This window comes from Deefgea piscis (assembly GCF_013284055.1).
GTDB classification, from domain to species: Bacteria; Pseudomonadota; Gammaproteobacteria; order Burkholderiales; family Chitinibacteraceae; genus Deefgea; species Deefgea piscis.
This window is the reverse complement of record NZ_CP054143.1, coordinates 3,158,438-3,177,195: the sequence shown is the minus strand read 5'-3', so window position 1 is coordinate 3,177,195 and position 18,758 is coordinate 3,158,438. Positions and strand designations below refer to the sequence as shown.

General features: G+C 49.4%; 18 protein-coding genes. 12 read left to right on the top strand and 6 right to left on the bottom strand.

What is annotated here, in order from left to right; genetic code table 11:
* Positions 1-11 precede the first annotated feature (11 nt).
* From HQN60_RS14800 to HQN60_RS14780, 5 genes are all read left to right on the top strand, one after another.
* Positions 12-398, top strand: coding sequence for a DUF2802 domain-containing protein (locus tag HQN60_RS14800; RefSeq protein WP_173534389.1), 387 nt, complete (start codon positions 12-14; stop codon positions 396-398).
* Positions 398-1,441, top strand: a complete 1,044-nt coding sequence (fliK, locus tag HQN60_RS14795; RefSeq protein WP_173534388.1) for a flagellar hook-length control protein FliK — start codon at positions 398-400, stop codon at positions 1,439-1,441. Before HQN60_RS14800 ends, fliK begins: the two co-directional genes overlap by 1 nt.
* The gene (locus HQN60_RS14790; RefSeq protein ID WP_173534387.1) at positions 1,431-1,781 is read left to right on the top strand and encodes an EscU/YscU/HrcU family type III secretion system export apparatus switch protein; all 351 of its coding nucleotides are present in this window, start codon (positions 1,431-1,433) and stop codon (positions 1,779-1,781) included. Before fliK ends, HQN60_RS14790 begins: the two co-directional genes overlap by 11 nt.
* Entirely contained in the window at positions 1,778-2,917 is a 1,140-nt protein-coding gene (locus tag HQN60_RS14785; RefSeq protein WP_173534386.1) for an MFS transporter, read from the top strand. The genes HQN60_RS14790 and HQN60_RS14785 overlap by 4 nt, the downstream gene beginning before the upstream one ends.
* A 176-nt stretch (positions 2,918-3,093) precedes the next feature.
* Positions 3,094-5,100, top strand: coding sequence for an NADPH-dependent 2,4-dienoyl-CoA reductase (locus HQN60_RS14780; RefSeq protein ID WP_173534385.1), 2,007 nt, complete (start codon positions 3,094-3,096; stop codon positions 5,098-5,100).
* A gap of 276 nt (positions 5,101-5,376) precedes the next feature.
* Here HQN60_RS14780 and HQN60_RS14775 read toward each other — a convergent pair whose 3' ends face one another.
* Complete coding sequence (locus tag HQN60_RS14775) at positions 5,377-6,288, bottom strand: recombination-associated protein RdgC (protein WP_173534384.1); 912 nt, start codon at positions 6,286-6,288, stop codon at positions 5,377-5,379.
* A 155-nt stretch (positions 6,289-6,443) separates the two neighbouring features.
* Between HQN60_RS14775 and HQN60_RS14770 the strand changes: the two genes are divergently transcribed.
* The 4 genes from HQN60_RS14770 (at position 6,444) to HQN60_RS14755 (ending at position 12,439) form a co-directional block, all read left to right on the top strand.
* Positions 6,444-7,439 carry an extracellular solute-binding protein gene (locus HQN60_RS14770; protein ID WP_373281534.1) on the top strand — a complete coding sequence of 332 codons (996 nt, stop codon included), beginning with the start codon at positions 6,444-6,446 and terminating at the stop codon, positions 7,437-7,439.
* A 200-nt stretch (positions 7,440-7,639) separates the two neighbouring features.
* Positions 7,640-9,241: an ABC transporter permease gene (locus HQN60_RS14765; RefSeq protein WP_173534383.1), complete on the top strand. Its 1,602-nt coding sequence runs from the start codon at positions 7,640-7,642 to the stop codon at positions 9,239-9,241.
* A complete protein-coding gene (locus tag HQN60_RS14760) occupies positions 9,241-10,272 on the top strand; it encodes an ABC transporter ATP-binding protein (RefSeq protein WP_173534382.1) in 1,032 nt (343 codons plus the stop codon). Before HQN60_RS14765 ends, HQN60_RS14760 begins: the two co-directional genes overlap by 1 nt.
* Positions 10,273-10,366: 94 nt before the next feature.
* The gene (locus HQN60_RS14755) at positions 10,367-12,439 is read left to right on the top strand and encodes a methyl-accepting chemotaxis protein (protein WP_173534381.1); all 2,073 of its coding nucleotides are present in this window, start codon (positions 10,367-10,369) and stop codon (positions 12,437-12,439) included.
* 503 nt (positions 12,440-12,942) lie between these two features.
* On the opposite strand, the gene HQN60_RS14750 is transcribed toward HQN60_RS14755, so the two are convergent.
* Genes HQN60_RS14750 through HQN60_RS14735 form a run of 4 tightly spaced genes read right to left on the bottom strand, consistent with a single transcriptional unit; the run spans position 12,943 to position 15,843 of the window.
* A complete protein-coding gene (locus HQN60_RS14750; protein WP_173534380.1) occupies positions 12,943-14,661 on the bottom strand; it encodes a SulP family inorganic anion transporter in 1,719 nt (572 codons plus the stop codon).
* Positions 14,658-15,074 carry a DUF6691 family protein gene (locus tag HQN60_RS14745; RefSeq protein ID WP_173534379.1) on the bottom strand — a complete coding sequence of 139 codons (417 nt, stop codon included), beginning with the start codon at positions 15,072-15,074 and terminating at the stop codon, positions 14,658-14,660. The genes HQN60_RS14750 and HQN60_RS14745 overlap by 4 nt, the downstream gene beginning before the upstream one ends.
* 9 nt (positions 15,075-15,083) lie before the next feature.
* A complete protein-coding gene (locus HQN60_RS14740) occupies positions 15,084-15,509 on the bottom strand; it encodes a YeeE/YedE family protein (RefSeq protein WP_173534378.1) in 426 nt (141 codons plus the stop codon).
* Positions 15,499-15,843, bottom strand: a complete 345-nt coding sequence (locus HQN60_RS14735; protein WP_217390149.1) for an ArsR/SmtB family transcription factor — start codon at positions 15,841-15,843, stop codon at positions 15,499-15,501. Before HQN60_RS14735 ends, HQN60_RS14740 begins: the two co-directional genes overlap by 11 nt.
* Before the next feature lie 81 nt (positions 15,844-15,924).
* Here HQN60_RS14735 and HQN60_RS14730 point away from each other — a divergent pair, with 81 nt between their 5' ends.
* Genes HQN60_RS14730 through HQN60_RS14720 form a run of 3 tightly spaced genes read left to right on the top strand, consistent with a single transcriptional unit; the run spans position 15,925 to position 17,441 of the window.
* The gene (locus tag HQN60_RS14730; protein ID WP_173534377.1) at positions 15,925-16,797 is read left to right on the top strand and encodes an MBL fold metallo-hydrolase; all 873 of its coding nucleotides are present in this window, start codon (positions 15,925-15,927) and stop codon (positions 16,795-16,797) included.
* Between the two features lie 9 nt (positions 16,798-16,806).
* A complete protein-coding gene (gene trxC / locus HQN60_RS14725; RefSeq protein WP_173534376.1) occupies positions 16,807-17,235 on the top strand; it encodes a thioredoxin TrxC in 429 nt (142 codons plus the stop codon).
* Between the two features lie 17 nt (positions 17,236-17,252).
* The gene (locus tag HQN60_RS14720) at positions 17,253-17,441 is read left to right on the top strand and encodes a YgaP family membrane protein (protein ID WP_173534375.1); all 189 of its coding nucleotides are present in this window, start codon (positions 17,253-17,255) and stop codon (positions 17,439-17,441) included.
* A 93-nt stretch (positions 17,442-17,534) separates the two neighbouring features.
* Here the strand turns inward: HQN60_RS14720 and pbpG are convergent, their stop codons facing one another.
* Positions 17,535-18,635 carry a D-alanyl-D-alanine endopeptidase gene (gene pbpG, locus HQN60_RS14715; RefSeq protein ID WP_173534374.1) on the bottom strand — a complete coding sequence of 367 codons (1,101 nt, stop codon included), beginning with the start codon at positions 18,633-18,635 and terminating at the stop codon, positions 17,535-17,537.
* Between the last annotated feature and the right edge of the window lie 123 nt (positions 18,636-18,758).

Sequence of the window (18,758 nt, the reverse complement as noted above, 5' to 3'; positions counted from 1 at the left end):
GGGGCGGCGTTATGTTGGTGATTACATGGCCTCAATTATTATATGTTAGTTTAATTGTTGTATTGTTTTATATTGGTGAATTGGTTTTTTTCTTTTTTAAGCAAAAGAAAATAAACGCCAGTTTTTTGCTTAAAAATCAAAGTGCTGAGATTTTAGGGCTAAAGCAAGAGCTTGAACTGATTAAAATTCGATTGGCGGCGTTCGCTGCTTCGCTACCCGCTGAGCCCCCGCTAGTCAATGCTGAACCGAGTCATCTCGCGAGTGAATCCCCCTACGCGCACGCGATTCGGTTAGCGCAGACCGGTGCGGATGCGCCAGAGGTGGCGGCTTCTTGTGGCATTTCTCGCGGTGAAGCCGATTTGATTGTCGCGATTTATCGTAGCGCGGAACGCAACTAATGCTGCCGGGCAATATGGCCACGACCTTGTTGTCGCAATATTTGCGGGGGCAGCAAGGTGTTTTAGAAGCGGTCAAACTCTCCCCTGATGATATCCGCTTGACGGTAGGGGAAAAAGTTCAAGCGACGGTGACTAATCTGTTACCCAATGGCCGCTTTGCCGTACTGATTAAAGATCAATTGCTGGATCTTAACTTACCTCGCAATACCCAACCGGGTGAAACGCTGGATTTAACGGTGTTGGCTAAAACGCCAACGTTAACGTTTAGTCTGGCTCAAGCTGAAGCCAAGCCGACTTTAGCACCGCCACCCAATGTGGCATTAAGTAAAGGTGCTGCGATGCTTAGCGCCGTATTAAATGCACCAACTGATGGTAAAACGGCGGTGTTGCAACAGGCGCAGCCTTTGTTTGTGGGATCGCCAAATTCGGCACAATTGGCAGGCCAATTGGCGGGGCGTTTAGCAGAAAGTGGTTTGTTTTATGAATCGCATCAAGCCGAATGGGTCAGTGGACAGCGGCCTTTACAGGCCTTGTTGAAAGAACCTCAAGCGCAATTTAATTTAGCCGCAGACAATGAGCAGAGACTAAAGAGCGATCAGCCTTTAGCGCGTCAAACCACGGCCATGGCGGCAGATGCCTTGTTGTTGAATAAAAAAAATGATGATATACCGCCCGAGCAAGCGATGCGTCAACTGGTGCGCCAGCAAGTCGATTTACTTGAGCAGCGGCCTTTGATTTGGCAAGGGGCGGCGTGGCCCGATCAGCCATTGCGTTGGGAGTTAGAGTTAAAAAACGAGGGCGAGGCGCATAGCGAGCACAATCTTGCGCAGCAGCAATGGCAAACCAAGCTGGATTTGACTTTACCTAAGCTGGGCGAGTTGGGCGTTGTTGCTAGCTTGCAACATGGACAGTTTCATTTGCGATTTAATGCGCTGAACGCTGAAACCGCTGATTTACTCAAGCAGCAGCAAGCAAGTTTACTCGAGCGCTTTGCGGCAGCCGGCCTCAATGTCGTGCAATATCAGGTCAGCAATGAGCCATAAACCGTTATCACGCGCGGTGGCGTTGGCTTATCGAGAAGGCAGTAGTGCGCCGCGCGTGGTGGCCAAAGGGCAGGGTTTGCTGGCCGAACGCATTATTGAAAAAGCCAAAGAGGCCGGTATCTTTGTGCATGATTCGCCAGAAATGGTGTCTTTACTAATGCAAGTTGATTTAGATAGCCAGATTCCCGCGCAGCTGTATCGTGCTGTGGCAGAATTGCTGGCGTTTATTTATATGCTCGAGCGAGGTGATGCCGTCACCGCGCCTGATTTTAGTCATTTATCTGCTTTAAGCGAGCCGCAGGCTGCGCCTTTAGTTATTGATCCGACGGATTCCTTGTGATTATTTCTTCAGTTTCTTTACGCCGCAGTCAGCTGGCGGTGGCCTCTTTATTTCTGGTTTTGGGGTTTAATTTTGGCACTTGGGCTTCTCGCATTCCTACGCTGAAAATGCAATTGAATTTAAGCGCCGCTGAGGTGGGGATTTTATTGTTGGCCAGCGGCCTAGGTGCGGTGTTTTCTTTTCCAATTACCGCCACTTTGCTGCATAAACTTGGGTCGAGAAAACTCTGTCTGCTTGCTGGTGCATTGATTCCTTTGATTTTGATTGCTTTGTCTTTGGCGCCGACCTTTCCGTTGGCGATGGCGGTGATGGCGCTGGAAGGTATCGCCGTGGCGTGCCTGAATGTTGCGATGAATTCACAAGGTGTGGAGGTCGAGCTGGCGGGTAAGCAGGCCATTATGTCGCGTTTACACGCCGTGTTTAGTTTGGGCGGTTTGTTGGCGGCATTGTTTGCTTCTGCGTTGACCTTGGTGACCGACACCTTATGGATTCATTTTGTTTTAGCCGCCGCTTTATTGTGGTTAGGTGTCGCTTTTGCCAGCAAGGGCTTATTGCCCGAGCGAATTAAAGATGCGCAGCCGTCGCAGGGGCGGCGCTTTGTGATGCCCACAGGTGTGGCGCTGTGGTTGGGCTTGATTGCGTTGTGCGGCACGGTGGTTGAAGGCTCGATGTCGGATTGGTCGGCACTGTATTTAAAAGAAATGGCTGGCGCTTCACCGCAATTGGCACCGCTAGGGATTGCCTGTGTCTCCGGTACGATGCTGATCGCGCGTTGGCTGGGCGATGGTTGGCGCACGCGCTGGGGCGCTGAGCGCTTGTTAACCGTTGGTGGTTTATTGGCTGGGCTGGGTTTGGCGATGGCGCTATTGGTTGGCGGCATTGTTCCGGCATTAATTGGTTTTGCTTTAGTTGGTTTGGGTGTTGCCGCAGTTTCGCCTTGCGTGTACGCCGCAGCGGCTCAGCACGGCGCTGTTGCTTTGGCTGCCGTGACCACGATGGGCTCGATCGGTGCGTTAATGGGGCCGCCTTTGATTGGTTTTATTGCGCATGCGAGCAATTTAGCGTGGGGTATGGCGGTGATTGCGCTGGCGGCTGCGCTGATTTCAGTGGTGACTCGGCAGCTTGATTGGCGCTGATAGGTGCAGCACAAAATGCATTGCTGCACTGAATATACTTTTGCCTGCTTCGGTGTATGGTTTTGTATGCTTAGTTGGCTAAAAGTGTCGCTTAATCGAGACTGGGTGATTAACCCTAATAGTCTTGCGATGGCGATCTAAGCTAATGTCATTCAAACGATCGTTTGGAGACCGCAGTGCCTTTATATCCGCATTTATTTACCCCGCTTGATCTTGGTTTTACCACGCTAAAAAATCGAGCCTTAATGGGCTCGATGCATACCGGTTTAGAAGAGCATGAGGATGCGCCTGAACGATTGGCGGCTTTTTATGCCGAACGTGCTGCGGGTGGGGTGAGCTTGATCGTCACTGGCGGTATTTCGCCCAATCCGGCAGGTTGCATGTATGTTGGCTCATCGATGCTCAATGATGCTAGTCAACTGGCCCGGCATATTCCAATCACCCGTGCGGTGCATGCCAATGGCGGTAAGATTGCACTACAAATTTTGCATACCGGTCGCTATGGCTATCATGCTGATGCGGTCGCGCCTTCGGCGATTGCATCGCCCATTTCTGCTTTTACCCCACGTGAACTCAGCGCCGCTGAAATCGAGCAAACCATTGCCGATTTTGCCAATACCGCCAGTTTGGCGCAGCGCGCTGGCTATGATGGCGTTGAGATCATGGGCTCTGAAGGCTATCTGATTAATCAATTTTTGGTTGAACGCAGTAATGTCCGCCAAGATGCATGGGGTGGCAGTGTTGCCAATCGGCAGCGTTTTGCGATTGAAATCGCTAAAGCGGTGCGTGCGGCCTTGGGCCCTAATTCAATCGTCATTTTCCGCATCTCCTTGCTCGATTTAGTCGAGCAAGGCGGTACATTGGCTGAAGCCATTGAATTAGCGCAAGCGCTGGAATTGGCTGGGGTGACCTTACTGAATACCGGTATTGGTTGGCATGAAGCCAGAATTCCAACCATTGCCGCCACCGTACCGCGTGGGGCGTATAGCTGGGTAACGCGGGCGCTAAAACCGCATGTAGGTATTCCCTTAATTGCGGTGAATCGGATTAGCACGCCAGAAATCGCCGAGGCTATTTTGGCGCGTGGCGATGCCGATATGGTGTCCTTGGCGCGCCCTTTATTGGCCGATCCAGAGTATCTGCTTAAAGCCCAAGATGGACGTGCGCTAGAGATCAATACCTGCATAGCCTGTAATCAAGCTTGTCTTGATCATGTGTTTGAAGGGAAGCCTGCATCTTGCTTGGTGAATCCGCGCGCGTGTAATGAGACTGAACTGAATGTCGTCACAAGCCAACAGCCGAAAACCATCGCCGTCGTTGGTGCTGGGCCGGCTGGATTGATGGCGGCGTTAACTGCCGCGCAAGCTGGGCATTACGTAACGCTATTTGAAGCTGGCCCAGAAATGGGTGGGCAGTTTGGCTTGGCACAAAATATTCCAGCCAAAGCCGAGTTTAGCGAAACATTGCGCTACTTTACGGTGATGCTGGCCAAGTTTAACGTTGAAATTCAACTCAATCAGCGTGTGACTGCTGCGCAATTAGCGGGCAAGTTTGCTGAGGTGATTGTTGCGACTGGCGTCGTGCCTCGTGTGGCAAAGATCGAAGGGATTGATCACGCTAGTGTGGTGAGTTATCCCGATTTAATCTCCGGCAAAGTGCCGCCAAAACAAAAAATCGCCGTCATTGGGGCTGGGGGTATTGGCGTCGATGTCGCTGATTTCTTAGTTAATGGCATGCATACTGAACGGGAGTATTTGGCTGAGTGGGGGGTTGATACTACATTAAGCCACCAAGGTGGTTTAGTTGCACCGCAAGTACACGATAGTGGGCGTGAAGTTTGGCTACTTAAACGCAGCAAAGGTAAACCTGGCGCAGGGCCCGGCCGCACCACCGGTTGGATTCACCGTATTGGTTTGCAGCGCAGCGGCGTGCATTTATGGGGCGGCGTTGAATATTTAAAAATCGATGACGCCGGTTTGCATGTGCGCCATGATGGCGTTGAAAAATGCTTGCCAGTCGAGCAAATTGTGTTGTGCGCCGGGCAAGAGTCAGTCAGTGATTTATATACTCAGCTGCAAGCTTTACAGCAATCCGTGCATTTGATTGGCGGTGCGCTTGAGGCGGGAGAGCTCGATGCCAAGCGGGCGATTGAACAGGGCTTTAAACTCGCGTTAACGCTGTAGTTATCGGTTTGGCGTATAAAAAAACAGCCTAGTTAGCGTCATGCCGTTCACTCAACAAAAACCTTTTGACGCAGAGACGCAAAGGCGCAGAGAAAAGCCAATTCAGAACTAAATTCCAGTAAAAACGACGATTTAAGCGGTTATTTACTGATGTTTTGCGCTGGTTTTCTCCGCGTCTCTGCGCCTCTGCGTTGGCTTTTCAAGTCTTAGTCAAAGTAAAACCGCCTTTGCTTCGCTGAAGGCGGTTTTACTTTGTGGCGTCGGCGAATAAATGGCTTAGGCTTTTTGTGTTTCGCCGCCTAGTGCTTCAACCAATTCAGGAATAAATCCACGTAGCTCGCCAATCAACAGCGCCATTTGCGACTCGAATAGCGCGTCTTGCGTTTCGGCGTCCATGTCTTTGACTTCGTCTTTGAGCACGTCAAGCATCGCCAGTGATTTGATTTCGAGCGCTTCGGTGAGTGTAAACGTTAAGCGTTCGCCAAAGGCCAAAGCCAAGCGTGTGGCAATTTTGCCGGCTTCTAAATGTTGGCGAACTTCTTCGCAGTCCATGACTTGGCGTTTAAAGCGGGCAATTGAGCCTTCGTCGCCCGGTACTTTAAGCTCGGCATCTTGGCCGATGGTAAACGCTTGCGGCGGTTCGCTGGCTAGCCAATCGGTCATCGCCATTGCTGGGCTGATTTCAGTGTCAATCAAGCGCGTTGGCAAGCTGCCCAGTGTTTCGCGCAGGGTTGAGAGTAGGTATTCGGCTTTGGCGGCTGATGCTGCATCGACAATGACTAAGCCATTGGCTAAATCAAGCAAAGCGCGATTGGTGCGGCTGCGGGTAAAGGCGCGTGGCAATAGCTCGTCGGTGATGCGCTCTTTCATTTCGCGCTGTTCTTTACGGCCCACTTTGCGGTTTTCTTCTTGCTCAATGTGTAAAACGCGCTGATCGAGCTCGTCTTTAATCACGGCAGCAGGCAGTACTTTTTCTTCGGTTTTTAGACTGATCAATACGGCATCTTGACGTGCTAGCGCGAATTCTTCTGGCGCATGACGGGCGGGTGCAACCCAGCCGCAACTTTGCATATCCATGCTGCCGCAAGGTACAAACGGGCGTTTGGCCAACTCGGAGCCAATAGATTCGCTGGTGAGCGCATGATCTGCGCTCAGGCGATAAATTTGTAAGTTACGAAACCAAAGCATAGGGCATTCCTTTATCTGGGTGGCCGATTGTAGCGCTGCTAGCGGCAGACGCAAAATATAAGCGCAAAAGAGTCGGTTTGCTTGGTATATGATATTGAGAATGATTGCTATTGTGTGCTAAAGTGAGTCAACTTTACTTACTTTTTGGCATGATCATGATGAAACGCATCGCACTCTCTGCTCTTACTTTGTCTTTGCTGTCGGGTTTTGCCCAGGCTGAAACGGTGACTGTGTATAGCGCCCGCAACGAGCAATTGATTAAGCCTTTGTTTGATGCGTATACGCAGCAAACTGGCGTTGAAGTCAAAGTGTTGACCGATAAAGAAGGCCCATTGATGGCGCGTTTACAAGCCGAAGGCAGCAATACGCCAGCGGACATGCTGATTACGGTGGATGCGGGTAATCTTTGGCAAGCATCGAATTTGGGTTTGTTGAAAACAGTGAACTCAAAAGTACTCGATGCCAATATTCCAGCGCATTTGCGTGATCAAAAAGGGCAATGGTATGGCTTGTCAGTGCGCGCACGCACCATGTTTTACAATCCAGAATTAGTCAGCGCCGATCAACTCTCGACGTATGAAGATTTGGCCGATCCAAAATGGAAAGGCAAATTATGCTTACGCACCAGTAAAAAAGTCTACAACCAATCGCTCGTTGCGATGATGATTGCGCAGTATGGTGAAGCCAAGACCGAAAAAATCGTTCGTGGTTGGGTGGCGAATTTAGCAACCAATGTGTTCCCTGATGACACTAAATTGCTTGAAGCCATTGCTGCTGGTCAATGCGGAGTTGGGATTGCCAATACCTACTATTACGGCCGAATTGTAGAAAAAAATCCGAAATTTAACGCCAAGCTCTTCTGGGCTAATCAAAAAGCCGAAGGCGTGCATGTGAATGTCTCGGGTGCGGGCGTGACGCGTTACGCTAAAAACGAAGCCGGTGCGTTGAAATTGATCGAATGGTTGTCGTCGCCAAAAGCGCAAAATATCTACGCGGATAAAGACATGGAATTCCCGGTTAATCCAGCGGTTAAACCGGATCAATTGGTCGCTTCTTGGGGTCCATTCAAGCAAAACTTAATCAATATGAGTAAAGCCGGTGAATTGCAATCACAAGCAGTTAAATTGATGGATCGCGCAGGGTATAAATAATTACAGCGGCAGTACGCGTCCTTAGGCAGCAAAACACGATGTGGTTTTCGTTTTAGTGTGTTTTGATGTTTTTTGATAAAATTGGGATGTCGTACTTCGCTATCATTTTATTGTAATCAAAACGTGGCATATCGCTCGCGCCCGATTACAATCGATAGGCAGCCGTTAATCGGCTGCCTTTTTCATATTTTTGGATCTTTATGCGCTTGATGTCTCCACGCGGTGCGGTATTGCTATTGCCAATAGCCTTGCTGACACTGATTCCGCTGTTGGTGGTTATGGGCTCTTTTTTGCATCCCGAGCCTGAAATTTGGCAACATTTATCTGAATATGTGCTGCCGGATGTACTCAAAAATACCCTGATCTTAATCGTGGGGGTGGGGGTGGGGGTATTGTTCTTAGGGGTGCCGCTCGCTTGGCTCACCGCCGTATGCCAGTTCCCTGGAAGAAAATTCTTTGCTTGGGCTTTAATGCTGCCTTTGGCCATGCCAGCCTATGTACTGGCTTTTGTGATGGTGGGATTTTTAGATTTTACAGGGCCAGTGCAAACGCTATTGCGTGAATGGACGGGCTCATCAGCGTGGTTTCCGCGCATTCGCAGTACCGGTGGCGTGATTTTGGTGATGTCATTGGCGTTTTATCCTTATGTGTATTTGCTCGCCAGAAATGCATTTTTAACCCAAGGTAAGCGCGCACTCGAGGCGGCGCAGATGTTGGGCATGTCACGACCTCGGGCGTTTTTTGCTGTGGCTTTGCCCATGGCGCGCCCTTGGCTCATTGCCGGTGTGACGTTGGCGCTGATGGAAACACTGGCTGACTTTGGTACTGTGTCGATTTTTAATTTTGATACCTTTACCACCGCAATTTATAAATCGTGGTTTTCATTATTTAATCTGACTGCCGCGTCGCAATTAGCGTCTTTACTGGTGTTGTTGGTGCTGCTGATGCTCGGGCTTGAGCGTTGGGGGCGGGGTGCTCGCCGGTATCATGGCCGCATTGTGGCGCGGGAGCGGATTATTTTGACGCCGTCGCAAGGTCGTTGGGCCACCGTGGCTTGTACCTTGGTGTTGTTGCTGGCGTTTTTAATTCCGATGGCGCAATTGCTGGTTTGGTGTGCCGAGGTTTGGCGTGAGGATTTTGATTCACGCTATCCGGGGTTTATTTTGCGCTCGATTGGCATCTCTTTACTGGCTGCGTTGATTGTTACTGTGTTGGCATTGCTGATGGTGTATGTGCAGCGCCGCTACCCCGCAAAAATCACCTCAGCCTTGGTACGAATCGCTACCGTGGGCTATGCCGTGCCGGGGACGGTGCTGGCCGTTGGCGTGTTTATACCGATTGCGTGGTTAGACAACCAATTGCTGCCCATTGCCCATGCTTTGGGCTTTACCACGTTTCAGATTTTAAAAGGTTCAGTCGCGGTGATGCTGCTGGCTTTGGCGGCGCGCTTTATGGCGGTGGGCTTTCAGCCGATTGATAGTGCCATGCAAAGGATTAGTCGTAATCAAGAAGACGCGGCGCGAACCTTAGGTGTGAGCGAGCGTGGCTTATTATGGCGTTTACACCTGCCTTTGCTGCAAGGTGGCGTATTGACGGCGATGTTGATGGTGTTTGTTGATGTGATGAAAGAAATGCCGATCACCTTGATGACGCGCCCATTTGGCTGGGATACCTTGGCGGTGCGGGTGTTTGAAATGACATCTGAAGGCATGTGGCAAAACGCGGCCTTGCCAAGTTTATTAATTGTAATCAGTGGCTTATTGCCAGTGATTTTGTTGGTTAGAAAATCAGAGAGTGAATAATGGCATTGCTACAAGTTGCTGCGCTGGCAGTTTCGTTTGCCGGGCGTAAAGTCGTTGAGGATTTGTCGTTTGAGCTACTCGAAGGTGAAATTGGCTGTTTGCTCGGCGCTTCAGGCTGCGGCAAAACCACGGTTTTACGCGCGATTGCAGGCTTTGAATCCTTGCTTGGCGGACAAATTGTTTTGGCTGGACGGCAAGTGGGCTCGGCGCAAGGGCAAACGCCGGTGCAAGAACGCGGCATCGGCATGGTGTTTCAAGATTATGCCTTGTTTCCGCATCTGACCGTGTCGGCCAATATTGCGTTTGGTTTGCCGAATAAAGACGCCAAAAAAATCGCTGAACTGCTGGAATTGGTCGGTTTAAGCCATGTGGAAGATCGCTATCCGCATCAATTGTCGGGTGGGCAACAGCAACGGGTGGCTTTGGCACGCGCATTAGCACCTAAGCCGCGGTTGCTCTTGCTTGACGAGCCGTTTTCAAATCTAGATGTTGAATTGCGTGAGCGTTTAGGCCAAGAGGTTAGGGCGATTTTAAAAGCCAGCGGTACCACCGCGATTTTAGTGACGCATGATCAGCGCGAGGCTTTTGCGATGGCCGATCGCGTGGGGGTGATGCACGACGGGGCATTGCGGCAATGGGCTGCGCCTTATGATCTTTACCATGAGCCTGCGGATCGTTTTGTCGCCAATTTTATTGGTGAAGGCGTGATGCTGCCCGCACGTTTAAGTGGACCCAATTGTATTGAGTTTGAACTCGGTGAAATTTGCCGTACGGTGCCAATTGAATGCGGTATTGGTGCAGAGATGGAAGTGCTAATCCGGCCAGACGATATTGTTCATGTTGATCACAGTCCGCTCAAAGCCGAAGTGGTCTCGAAAGTGTTTCGTGGGGCGCATTTTTTATACACTTTGGCACTACCTTCAGGGCATAAGGTGCTGTCTTTGGTGCCGAGTCATCACAATCATGCCATTGGTGAAGCCATTGGTATTGAGGTGGAGTGCGAGCACGTGATTTACTTTAAAGCCGAATAGTGTTCGATTTGTTGTTGCTGGCGATTTGTCTAGGTGAATAGTGCCGTATTAGTTAAAATTAATATAACTATTTAATCTTTTTGCTGGATCTCAAATGTTGCACTTAAGCCGGATGAGTTTAAGAACAAAAATCTTGTTGTTTACCACTGTCGCCATTGTGATTGGTTTTTCGGCGATGATTTTAATTATTGCCAGCAATGCGTATCAATCGGCTAAGGCGCAAGGCTTATTGCGGTTGCAAGAACAAGCGCGTGCTTATGCTGATCAAGTTGAAGGTCAGTTTACTGCCGCATATCAATTGCCCATCAATTTAGCGCTGGCAATGACCGGGATGCAAGCGACTGGTGTTCCTGAGCGTAAAGTACTCGATAACGTTATGATGAGTATGTTGGCCTCGCAGCCCTTGGCTTCCGGTTTGTATATGGTGTGGGAGCCCAATGCGCTAGATGGTAAAGATGATGGGTATCGGCAAGACTGGCCCAAGCATGATCCTACAGGACGATATACCCCCTATATTGTTCGTAGTGAAGGCAAGATTATTCAAGACACATTATTGGGCTCGACACAAAAAGCTGCCGCTGAGCCATTCCGAAATAACCCCCAGCAATATACCGCGCCATATGAAAGTGCCGGTTGGGGTGACTTTTATTATGTTCCTAAGCAGCGCCAGCAAGACACGGTGACTGAGCCAACGTCGTACGATGTAAATGGCCAGCAAGTGTTGCTGTCTTCCTTGGTGGTGGCGATTAAAAATGCCGCCGGACAATTTTTAGGCGTTGCCGCCGTTGATTTGCCTTTGGCCTCTTTGCAGGCCAGCATCGGTCAAGCCAAGCCTTTTGGTGTGGGGCATGTGAGTTTGATTTCAAACGCGGGCCTGTATGTGGTTGCGCCAGACGCGGCAAACGCCGGTAAAAAACTCAACGAGGCTGATTTTCCGGCTGGATTTATGACCGATTTACGTGCCGGTAAAGCGGTGCATTTTGAACGTGATGGTTTGTTGTATGAATATCAGCCGATCAAAATGGGCAATAGCCAGCAACCATGGTCTGTGGGTGTGGTCGTACCTGAGTCGGTGGTGGTGGCCGAAGCAGTTTCGGTGCGTAATTGGGCGATCGTGGTGGGCTTGATTGCCATTATTTTGATTGTTGCGGTATTGAGCGTGGTGCTTAATGTCTTGATTGCCCCACTGCGTCGTTTAGCCGTGGCGATGGAAGAAGTCTCCAGCGGTCAGGGCGATTTAACACGGCAATTGCCGATTCATGGCCAAGATGAAATTGGCCGTACTGCGCAAGCGTTTAACCAATTTGTCGTTACGCTGCGCGGGATGTTTTTAGATGTTCGCTCGCAAAGTGAAGCAGTGAGCCATGCCAGCCAGCAATTGGCGGGGCCGGCTGAAACGGTGAAAACCTCGTCAATTCATCAGGCTGAAGCGGCTACCTCAACCGCTGCAAGCGTCGAGGAAGTCACTGTTAGTATTCAGCACATTGCCGATTCAGCGCATGATTTTGAACAAACAGCACGTGAGACCGGTAAAGAAACCTCGGCCAGTCAGTTTAAAGTTGACGAAGTAGCGAAAGAAATCGCGCAAATTCACGAAACAATGGCGCACTTAGTGGCGTCGATGCAAAGCTTGAATACACAGTCTTTGCAAGTGAATCAGATTGTACAAACGATTAAAGAAATTGCCGATCAAACCAATTTACTGGCACTGAACGCAGCGATTGAAGCGGCTCGCGCTGGGGATATGGGGCGCGGCTTTGCGGTGGTGGCCGATGAAGTGCGAAAACTAGCAGGGCGCTCGGGCGAAGCAACGATTGAGATTTCTAAAATCGTGAACACGATTCAAGGCGAGATCCATAAAGCGGGCGATCATATGCAAGTGACCCAGCAGCAGGTGGGGGCGAGCGTGCAGTTGTCGCGCCAAGCTGCCGAATCAATGAATACGGTTCGAGCTGGTACAGAGCAGATGCTGGTCAATATTGGCGACATTGCCAATGCCACGCGTGAACAAGCGGCGGCCAGTACCGACATCGCGCAAAACATCGAAACCATCAGCAATATGTCGCAACGCAATAGTGATGCAATGTCTGAAGTGGGGGCGTCGGTGAAAGATCTGGAGCAAATGGCCTTACATCTAAAAACCATTGTGTCTGGATTTAAGCTCTAGTCTCGATGGTAAGTTGTCGATGCTAAGTACAAAAAAGCCGTTCAGTATTTGAACGGCTTTTTTGTTTGGCCTATTGGAATTACTGGGTATCTCTCTATGGGGTTTTATTGGCTTGTCCTGCAGTTAAATACCCAATTAATAATGGCAATGTTCCCATTACGTGTTGATGGTTTTAAGTGCCTGCGGCACGGTTAATTACAGTCGCAGTCAGTGTCACCCCTCTTTCTTTGACTCGCCAAAGAAAGAGGGGGAAAGAAAGGCGCTTTTGATCACGCCCAGCTCCGCTGTGCCCTCGATCGTCGTGAGCCAAACAATATAGCTGTTTGTCTCTGACTCACTCGGTGCGCTTAGACGGGTTTTTAAGCCCCTGCTCGATGAGCGCGGCAAAGCATCCATACCAAATCTGAACATTGCCTTAATTAATGCTTAGACATCTGACTGGCTGTTGATGTCATGCCACAGCCACAGAATGCCATTCGCATCTTGTTTGAATAAACCCTCAATTAAATACTGAAATCTTCCTCTGCGGGCTCGCTCAGCGTTTTGACGGCGATGTGGGTGGAGAGGAAAATCGGTCGGGCTAGTTCCTTCAGCAATGCGCTGTGTTGCAAGGTGTTTTGTACCTGACGTTTAACTTCGGCTAGATGCAGGGTGATGCCTTTTTGTGCCAAGGCCTTACGAAAATCTCGCAAAGCTTCGATTGCGCTCACATCGACTGAATTGACCGCCGATAACACCAAAATTAAATCTTTAGCGCGTGGGTAATCCAATAAATAGCGCTCACATTGCTCAACGACTTGATTGCAATTACCAAAGTACAGACTCTCATCAATTCGAATCGCCACAATCTTTGCGGGCATTTCCACTTTAAAAAAACGTGTATTACGAAAGTGCTCGCTGCCCGCAATGCGACCAATCACCGCCAGATGCGGCTTGCTGGTGCGTAAAATAAACAGCAATAAAGAAACGCCCACGCCAATGGCGATGCCATTGATGGGGCCAACCAGTAGAACGCAGCAAAAAGTCAGTAGCCATGCCGCACCATCGCGGCGATCAATTCGCCATGCAGCGCGTAAAGAGGCTGGGCTGAGCATACGCAATGTGGCTAAGACAATAGTCGCTGCCAATAAAGGCAGCGGTAAGAGGGCGATCACGTCTTTAAGAAAAAACAGGCCCAATAACATCCAAATGGCGGTCATTACACCGGCCAGTGGCGTGTGGGCCCCTGCGCTGGCATTGACCGCAGTGCGAGAAAACCCACCGCTCACGGGCATGCCGCCGACAAACGCCGCCGCAATATTGCCGCCACCGAGGGCGATAAATTCTTGATCGACTGAGATTTTCTCATTGCGCTCAGCGGCAATGGTTTGTGCGATGGTGATGCTTTGTAAAAATCCAGCTAAACCAATTAACAGCGCGGGCAGCCAAAGCTGTTCCAGCGCATTGAGTGTGATTTGTGGGGCAACGGTGCTAAAACCAGCGCTTGGTAGCGTACCAATAATATGAATTTGGGGCTGATCAGATAGGCCAAATTGCAATACTAAACCCGCCAAAATAAGCACAAACAAAGGTAAAACTCGGCTAATCAGTTGCGCTATTTTGAAGCTTATTCCCCAGCGTTGCAGTAATGAAATCGTTGGGGTTCCACTGGCCCACAATAAGGCCAAACCCATCAGGCCAAATAATGTCGGGATTACGCTGAGTTGTTGTAATGCCGCTGGTGCGGCAATCAGCCAGTCAATGAGATTGCTGCTGTGCCATGAAACGCTCAGTAAGGCGCCAATTTGTGTCAGCGCAATCAATAGTGCCGTCCCCGCACTAAAGCCTTGAATCACCGGAATCGATAAAATCCGCGTGAGTTTGCCAAGTTTAAAGCTGCCAAAAGACAGCATAAATAAACCCGAAATTAAGGTTAAAGTGCTGGCCAGCGCGATATAACTGGCGCTGCCGGCTGGCGCGAGTGGGAGCAGCGCAGTGGCCGCCATTGCGGAAGTGATCGCCATTGGCCCTACTGATTGGGTCATGCTGCTGCCCAATAAGGCATAGATCAAGACGGGGGCAATGCTGGCATAAATACCCGCTAGCGCGGGTAAACCGGCGAGTTGCGCATAGGCCAAACCTTGCGGGATCAGTAGTAAAGCCACAATAATGCTGGCGCCAAAATCGCCGTAAGCTAACTCACGGCGATAATTGGGTAGCCACTGCAAGATGGGTAATTTCATCTCGCTTGCAGCCGATCAAACAGCAGCATGCCCGCCCACATGGCCGCAAAGAAAATTATCCCGCCGATTGAGCCTGCGCCGACGGCCACCAAGGCGGGGCCGGGGCAAATGCCGGCTATGCCCCAGCCGGCGCCAAAAGCGACGCTGCCAAGTATCAGTCGAGCATCAATGGTTTGGTTATTGGGTAATTTCATTGCCTCATGCGTGACGAGGGTGGTTTGACGTTTTTTGGCTAGCGTAAAAAAAATCACCGCTACGCTAATGCCGCCCGCCATGACGAAGGCCAAACTTGGGTCCCATAGCCCGGTAATATCGAGAAAACCCTGTACTTTTGCTGGGCTGGCCATGCCAGCCAATAACAGGCCCAATCCAAAAATAAGGCCAGTAAGCAGGCCGATTACATTTAATTTCATCTTTAATGCCTAAAGAATGTGTTTGATCAGGTAAACGCTCACAAAGCCGCTACTCATAAAGGCCAGCACCGCAATCAATGAGCGCAATGAAAACCGTGATAGTCCACAAATACCATGGCCGCTAGTGCAACCATTGGCATATCGGGTGCCGATGCCGACCAGTAATCCGGCCATGATGAGGCCTGGGATTGAGCTCACCATCGTCAACGACGGTAGTGGGGCAAATATTTGCCAAATCCAAGGCGAAATCAGTAGACCCAGCACAAATAAGGCGCGCCAAGTGCGATCTGGCGAATGGTTCACTAAACCGCCCAAAATACCCGCAATACCAGCGATTTTGCCAGCGAGTAAAATGAGCAGCCCTGCTGATAAACCAATCAAGGCGCCGCCAGCGAATGAAGCCAGCGGGGTAAAATTTGCATAATCAATCTGCATGCAATTGCTCCGAAGTGTTGCTACTGAGGTCGATAGGACAATACAGCTCGTACAAAACGCTGATTAAATGCCGAACTTCGTCACTGGCCAGCGAGTAATAAATTCGTTTGCCGTCGCGGCGTGTATTTACCAGCCCCGCATTACGCAGTACGGTCAGTTGCTGCGATAAAGTCGGCTGGCGTATGTCGAGTAGCTCTTCAAAATCAGAGACGCATTTCTCTCCGGTACCCATTTGGCACAGTAATAAGAGCCGATCTACATTGCCCATGATTTTTAAAGTTTGCGTTGCTTGATGGGCGGCAAGGCGCATGGCATTCATTGCTTGTGGGTCCATTGTGTCACGCGAGGAATATTGTTTGACTTTATGATATATAAAATAATATTATATGTAAATAAATTTTATTGGGGCGTGGCTATGTCGCAATCATTGGCGCAGGTTTTACCTTTTTTTGATCCGAACAGTTTTACATTGAGCTATCTGGTCTACGATGTGGCCGGTGGACATGCGGCGGTGATTGATCCGGTGCTCGATTTTGATGCTAAATCGGGAAGAACGGCGAGCACTCAGGCGCAAAAGATTGTCTCTGCCGTTCAGTCGCTGGACCTCACGGTTGATTGGATTTTGGAAACGCATGCGCATGCCGATCATTTATCTGCAGCAGTTTGGTTGCAACAGCAGTTGGGCGGCAAAATCGCCATCGGCCAGGGTATTGAAAAGGTTCAGCAAATATTTAAACCGATTTTTGGTTTCGAGCCGGAGTTTGTGACCGATGGTCGGCAATTTGATTATTTATTTGCTGCCGATGAAGAGTGGCGTATTGGTCATCTAAGCGCTAAAGCCGTGTTTGTGCCGGGGCATACCCCTGCAGATATGGCTTACTTAATCGGCGATGCGGTATTTGTGGGGGATACCATTTTTATGCCCGACGTGGGTACCGCGCGCTGTGATTTTCCGGGTGGTGACGCGGCAACGCTCTACGATTCGGTGCAAAAATTGTATCAATTGCCTGATGCGACGCGCGTGTTTGTTTGTCATGATTACCTGCCTGCAGAACGTGAGCAATATCAGTGGCAAAGCAGTATTGCGGAACAAAAAGCGCACAATATTCATCTGCCATTGTCCTGTACTCGTGATGAGTTTGTCGCACTACGTCAAGCGCGTGATGCCACGTTGGCAGTGCCCAATTTAATTTTGCCTTCAATTCAGGTCAATATTCGCGCTGGGCATTTGCCGCCAGCAGATGAGCAGGGACGACAATTTTTAAAAATACCGTTGAATATGATTTAGGGAATCAAAATGAGCCTCATCCTAGCGTGCCCACATTGCCAAACTCAAAATAAACTGCCCGTTGCGCGGTTGAGTGAGCAGCCACAGTGCGGCGCTTGTCATCAGCCTTTGTTGTCCGGTGCGCCAATTTCGGCAAGCAGTGACAATTTAAGCCTTCTTTTAAAACACAGTCCTTGGCCAGTGGTGATTGATTTTTGGGCGCCGTGGTGCGGACCTTGCCAGAGTTTTGGGCCTACTTTTGCCGCTAGTGCGGCAGCGATGGCGGGGCAGTTATTGTTTGTGAAGGTCAATACCGAAGCGTATCCCGCACTGGGGCAGCAATATCGTGTACGCAGTATTCCGACGCTGTTGGTAACAGAAGGTGGAACTGAACTTGAGCGAGTGTCTGGTGCTTTATCGGCCGGACAGTTTAAGGCGTGGTTGCAGCAGTTTTTATAAACTGAAGGAGAAGAATCATGAATGTCGGTGGTTTGGATCGTACTCTGCGGGTGCTTGTTGGTGGCGTATTAATTTTGGCGACACTATTGGGCTGGATCGGTGTGTGGGGTTGGATTGGCGTTGTGCCTTTGGCGACGGGGATATTTAGGTATTGTCCTTTGTATCGACTCTTTGGCTTTAATTCTTGCCCACTAAAGCAAAAATAATTGGGCGTTAGCTTTGAGCCGCTAGATCTATTTTTGCGTTACAAAATAAAAAGCACCAATATAAATTGGTGCTTTTTATTTTAAAAATTTAAATTATCCCGCGCGTAATTTGGCCAACGGGCTGGTTTCAATCCATTTACGAATACGCTGGGCATCGCCAATTCGGGTGTATTTACCACTCGAATCCATCAGTACAATCACCACGGGTTTACCATTAATCATAGCCTGCATCACAATGCAGCGGCCCGCTTCATTAATAAACCCAGTTTTAGAAACGCCAATATCCCAATCGCTATCTTTAACTAAAGGGTTGGTGTTGCGAAAAGTCATCATGCTGCCATTTTTATTGGAAACAAAGGTGTATTCGCTGGAGGTTGAAAATTGATGAATTTCAGGATAACGCTGCGCGGCTTTAACCATTAAGGCCAATTCCCGCGCCGAAGACACATTGCTTGGTGTCAGGCCGGTTGAGTCATAAAAGCGCGAGTTGCGCATACCCAACTGCTGGGCTTTTTCATTCATTTTGCGAATAAATGCATCTTTGCCACCAGGGAAGTGATGGCTCAGTGTCGATGCGGCACGATTTTCTGATGACATTAGTGCTAATAACAGCATTTCGCCACGGGTCAGTGTGGTGCCTACCGAGAGTCGTGATGTGGTATTTTTGAGCGTATCGATGTCCGCTTCGGTAATACTAATTAATTCATTGAGTGGTAAACGCGCATCAAGCACGACCATTGCTGTCATTAATTTGGTAATAGAGGCGATAGGAATGATGCTATCGGCGTTTTTTTCGTACAACACTTCACCAGATTGCTGATTTAATACCAGTACACCACTGGATTGAACGCCAGGATTATCGGCATCCATACGTGCGGCAATGGTGCGGGTGACTTGAACATCTTGCCGCGCATTGGCAATCGCTAATTTTGAAACATTGGATTTGCGACTGGTGTAGGTGACTTTGGATTTGTTCGTTTTATTAGATTTAGCGCTGTTGGTTTTGGTGGTTTTTTTGTTAGAAGCTGTTGTTTTTGATGGTTTTTTTTGGGTGCTAGCGGTGGTTTTTTTTGTGGTCTTTTTTGCGCTGCTCGAAGGGGTTTCTTTGGTTTTTTCTGCGCTATGAGCAAGCGGGGTGTAGGCAATTACACTGGCACTAATCAGCACACATAATGATTTTATAAGCTTAGACATCAATCTTCCCCAACCTATTCGGGTTGTGCATTAGTAATCGGTAATTTATTTTACTGAATAGAATGAAAAATGTCATGTTAAATCAAGTAGTAGTCGTGTTTTTTCAAAGCAACAACTGAGGAG

Bases quoted from the DNA above. Each gene is read 5' to 3' on its own strand.
- HQN60_RS14800 (WP_173534389.1), top strand. From the start codon at position 12: ATGTTGGTGATTACATGGCCTCAATTATTATATGTTAGTTTAATTGTT.
- fliK (WP_173534388.1), top strand. From the start codon at position 398: ATGCTGCCGGGCAATATGGCCACGACCTTGTTGTCGCAATATTTGCGG.
- HQN60_RS14790 (WP_173534387.1), top strand. From the start codon at position 1,431: ATGAGCCATAAACCGTTATCACGCGCGGTGGCGTTGGCTTATCGAGAA.
- HQN60_RS14775 (WP_173534384.1), bottom strand. From the start codon at position 6,288: ATGCTTTGGTTTCGTAACTTACAAATTTATCGCCTGAGCGCAGATCAT.
- HQN60_RS14770 (WP_373281534.1), top strand. From the start codon at position 6,444: ATGATGAAACGCATCGCACTCTCTGCTCTTACTTTGTCTTTGCTGTCG.
- HQN60_RS14765 (WP_173534383.1), top strand. From the start codon at position 7,640: ATGCGCTTGATGTCTCCACGCGGTGCGGTATTGCTATTGCCAATAGCC.
- HQN60_RS14760 (WP_173534382.1), top strand. From the start codon at position 9,241: ATGGCATTGCTACAAGTTGCTGCGCTGGCAGTTTCGTTTGCCGGGCGT.
- HQN60_RS14755 (WP_173534381.1), top strand. From the start codon at position 10,367: ATGTTGCACTTAAGCCGGATGAGTTTAAGAACAAAAATCTTGTTGTTT.
- HQN60_RS14750 (WP_173534380.1), bottom strand. From the start codon at position 14,661: ATGAAATTACCCATCTTGCAGTGGCTACCCAATTATCGCCGTGAGTTA.
- HQN60_RS14745 (WP_173534379.1), bottom strand. From the start codon at position 15,074: ATGAAATTAAATGTAATCGGCCTGCTTACTGGCCTTATTTTTGGATTG.
- HQN60_RS14740 (WP_173534378.1), bottom strand. From the start codon at position 15,509: ATGCAGATTGATTATGCAAATTTTACCCCGCTGGCTTCATTCGCTGGC.
- HQN60_RS14735 (WP_217390149.1), bottom strand. From the start codon at position 15,843: ATGGACCCACAAGCAATGAATGCCATGCGCCTTGCCGCCCATCAAGCA.
- HQN60_RS14730 (WP_173534377.1), top strand. From the start codon at position 15,925: ATGTCGCAATCATTGGCGCAGGTTTTACCTTTTTTTGATCCGAACAGT.
- trxC (WP_173534376.1), top strand. From the start codon at position 16,807: ATGAGCCTCATCCTAGCGTGCCCACATTGCCAAACTCAAAATAAACTG.
- HQN60_RS14720 (WP_173534375.1), top strand. From the start codon at position 17,253: ATGAATGTCGGTGGTTTGGATCGTACTCTGCGGGTGCTTGTTGGTGGC.
- pbpG (WP_173534374.1), bottom strand. From the start codon at position 18,635: ATGTCTAAGCTTATAAAATCATTATGTGTGCTGATTAGTGCCAGTGTA.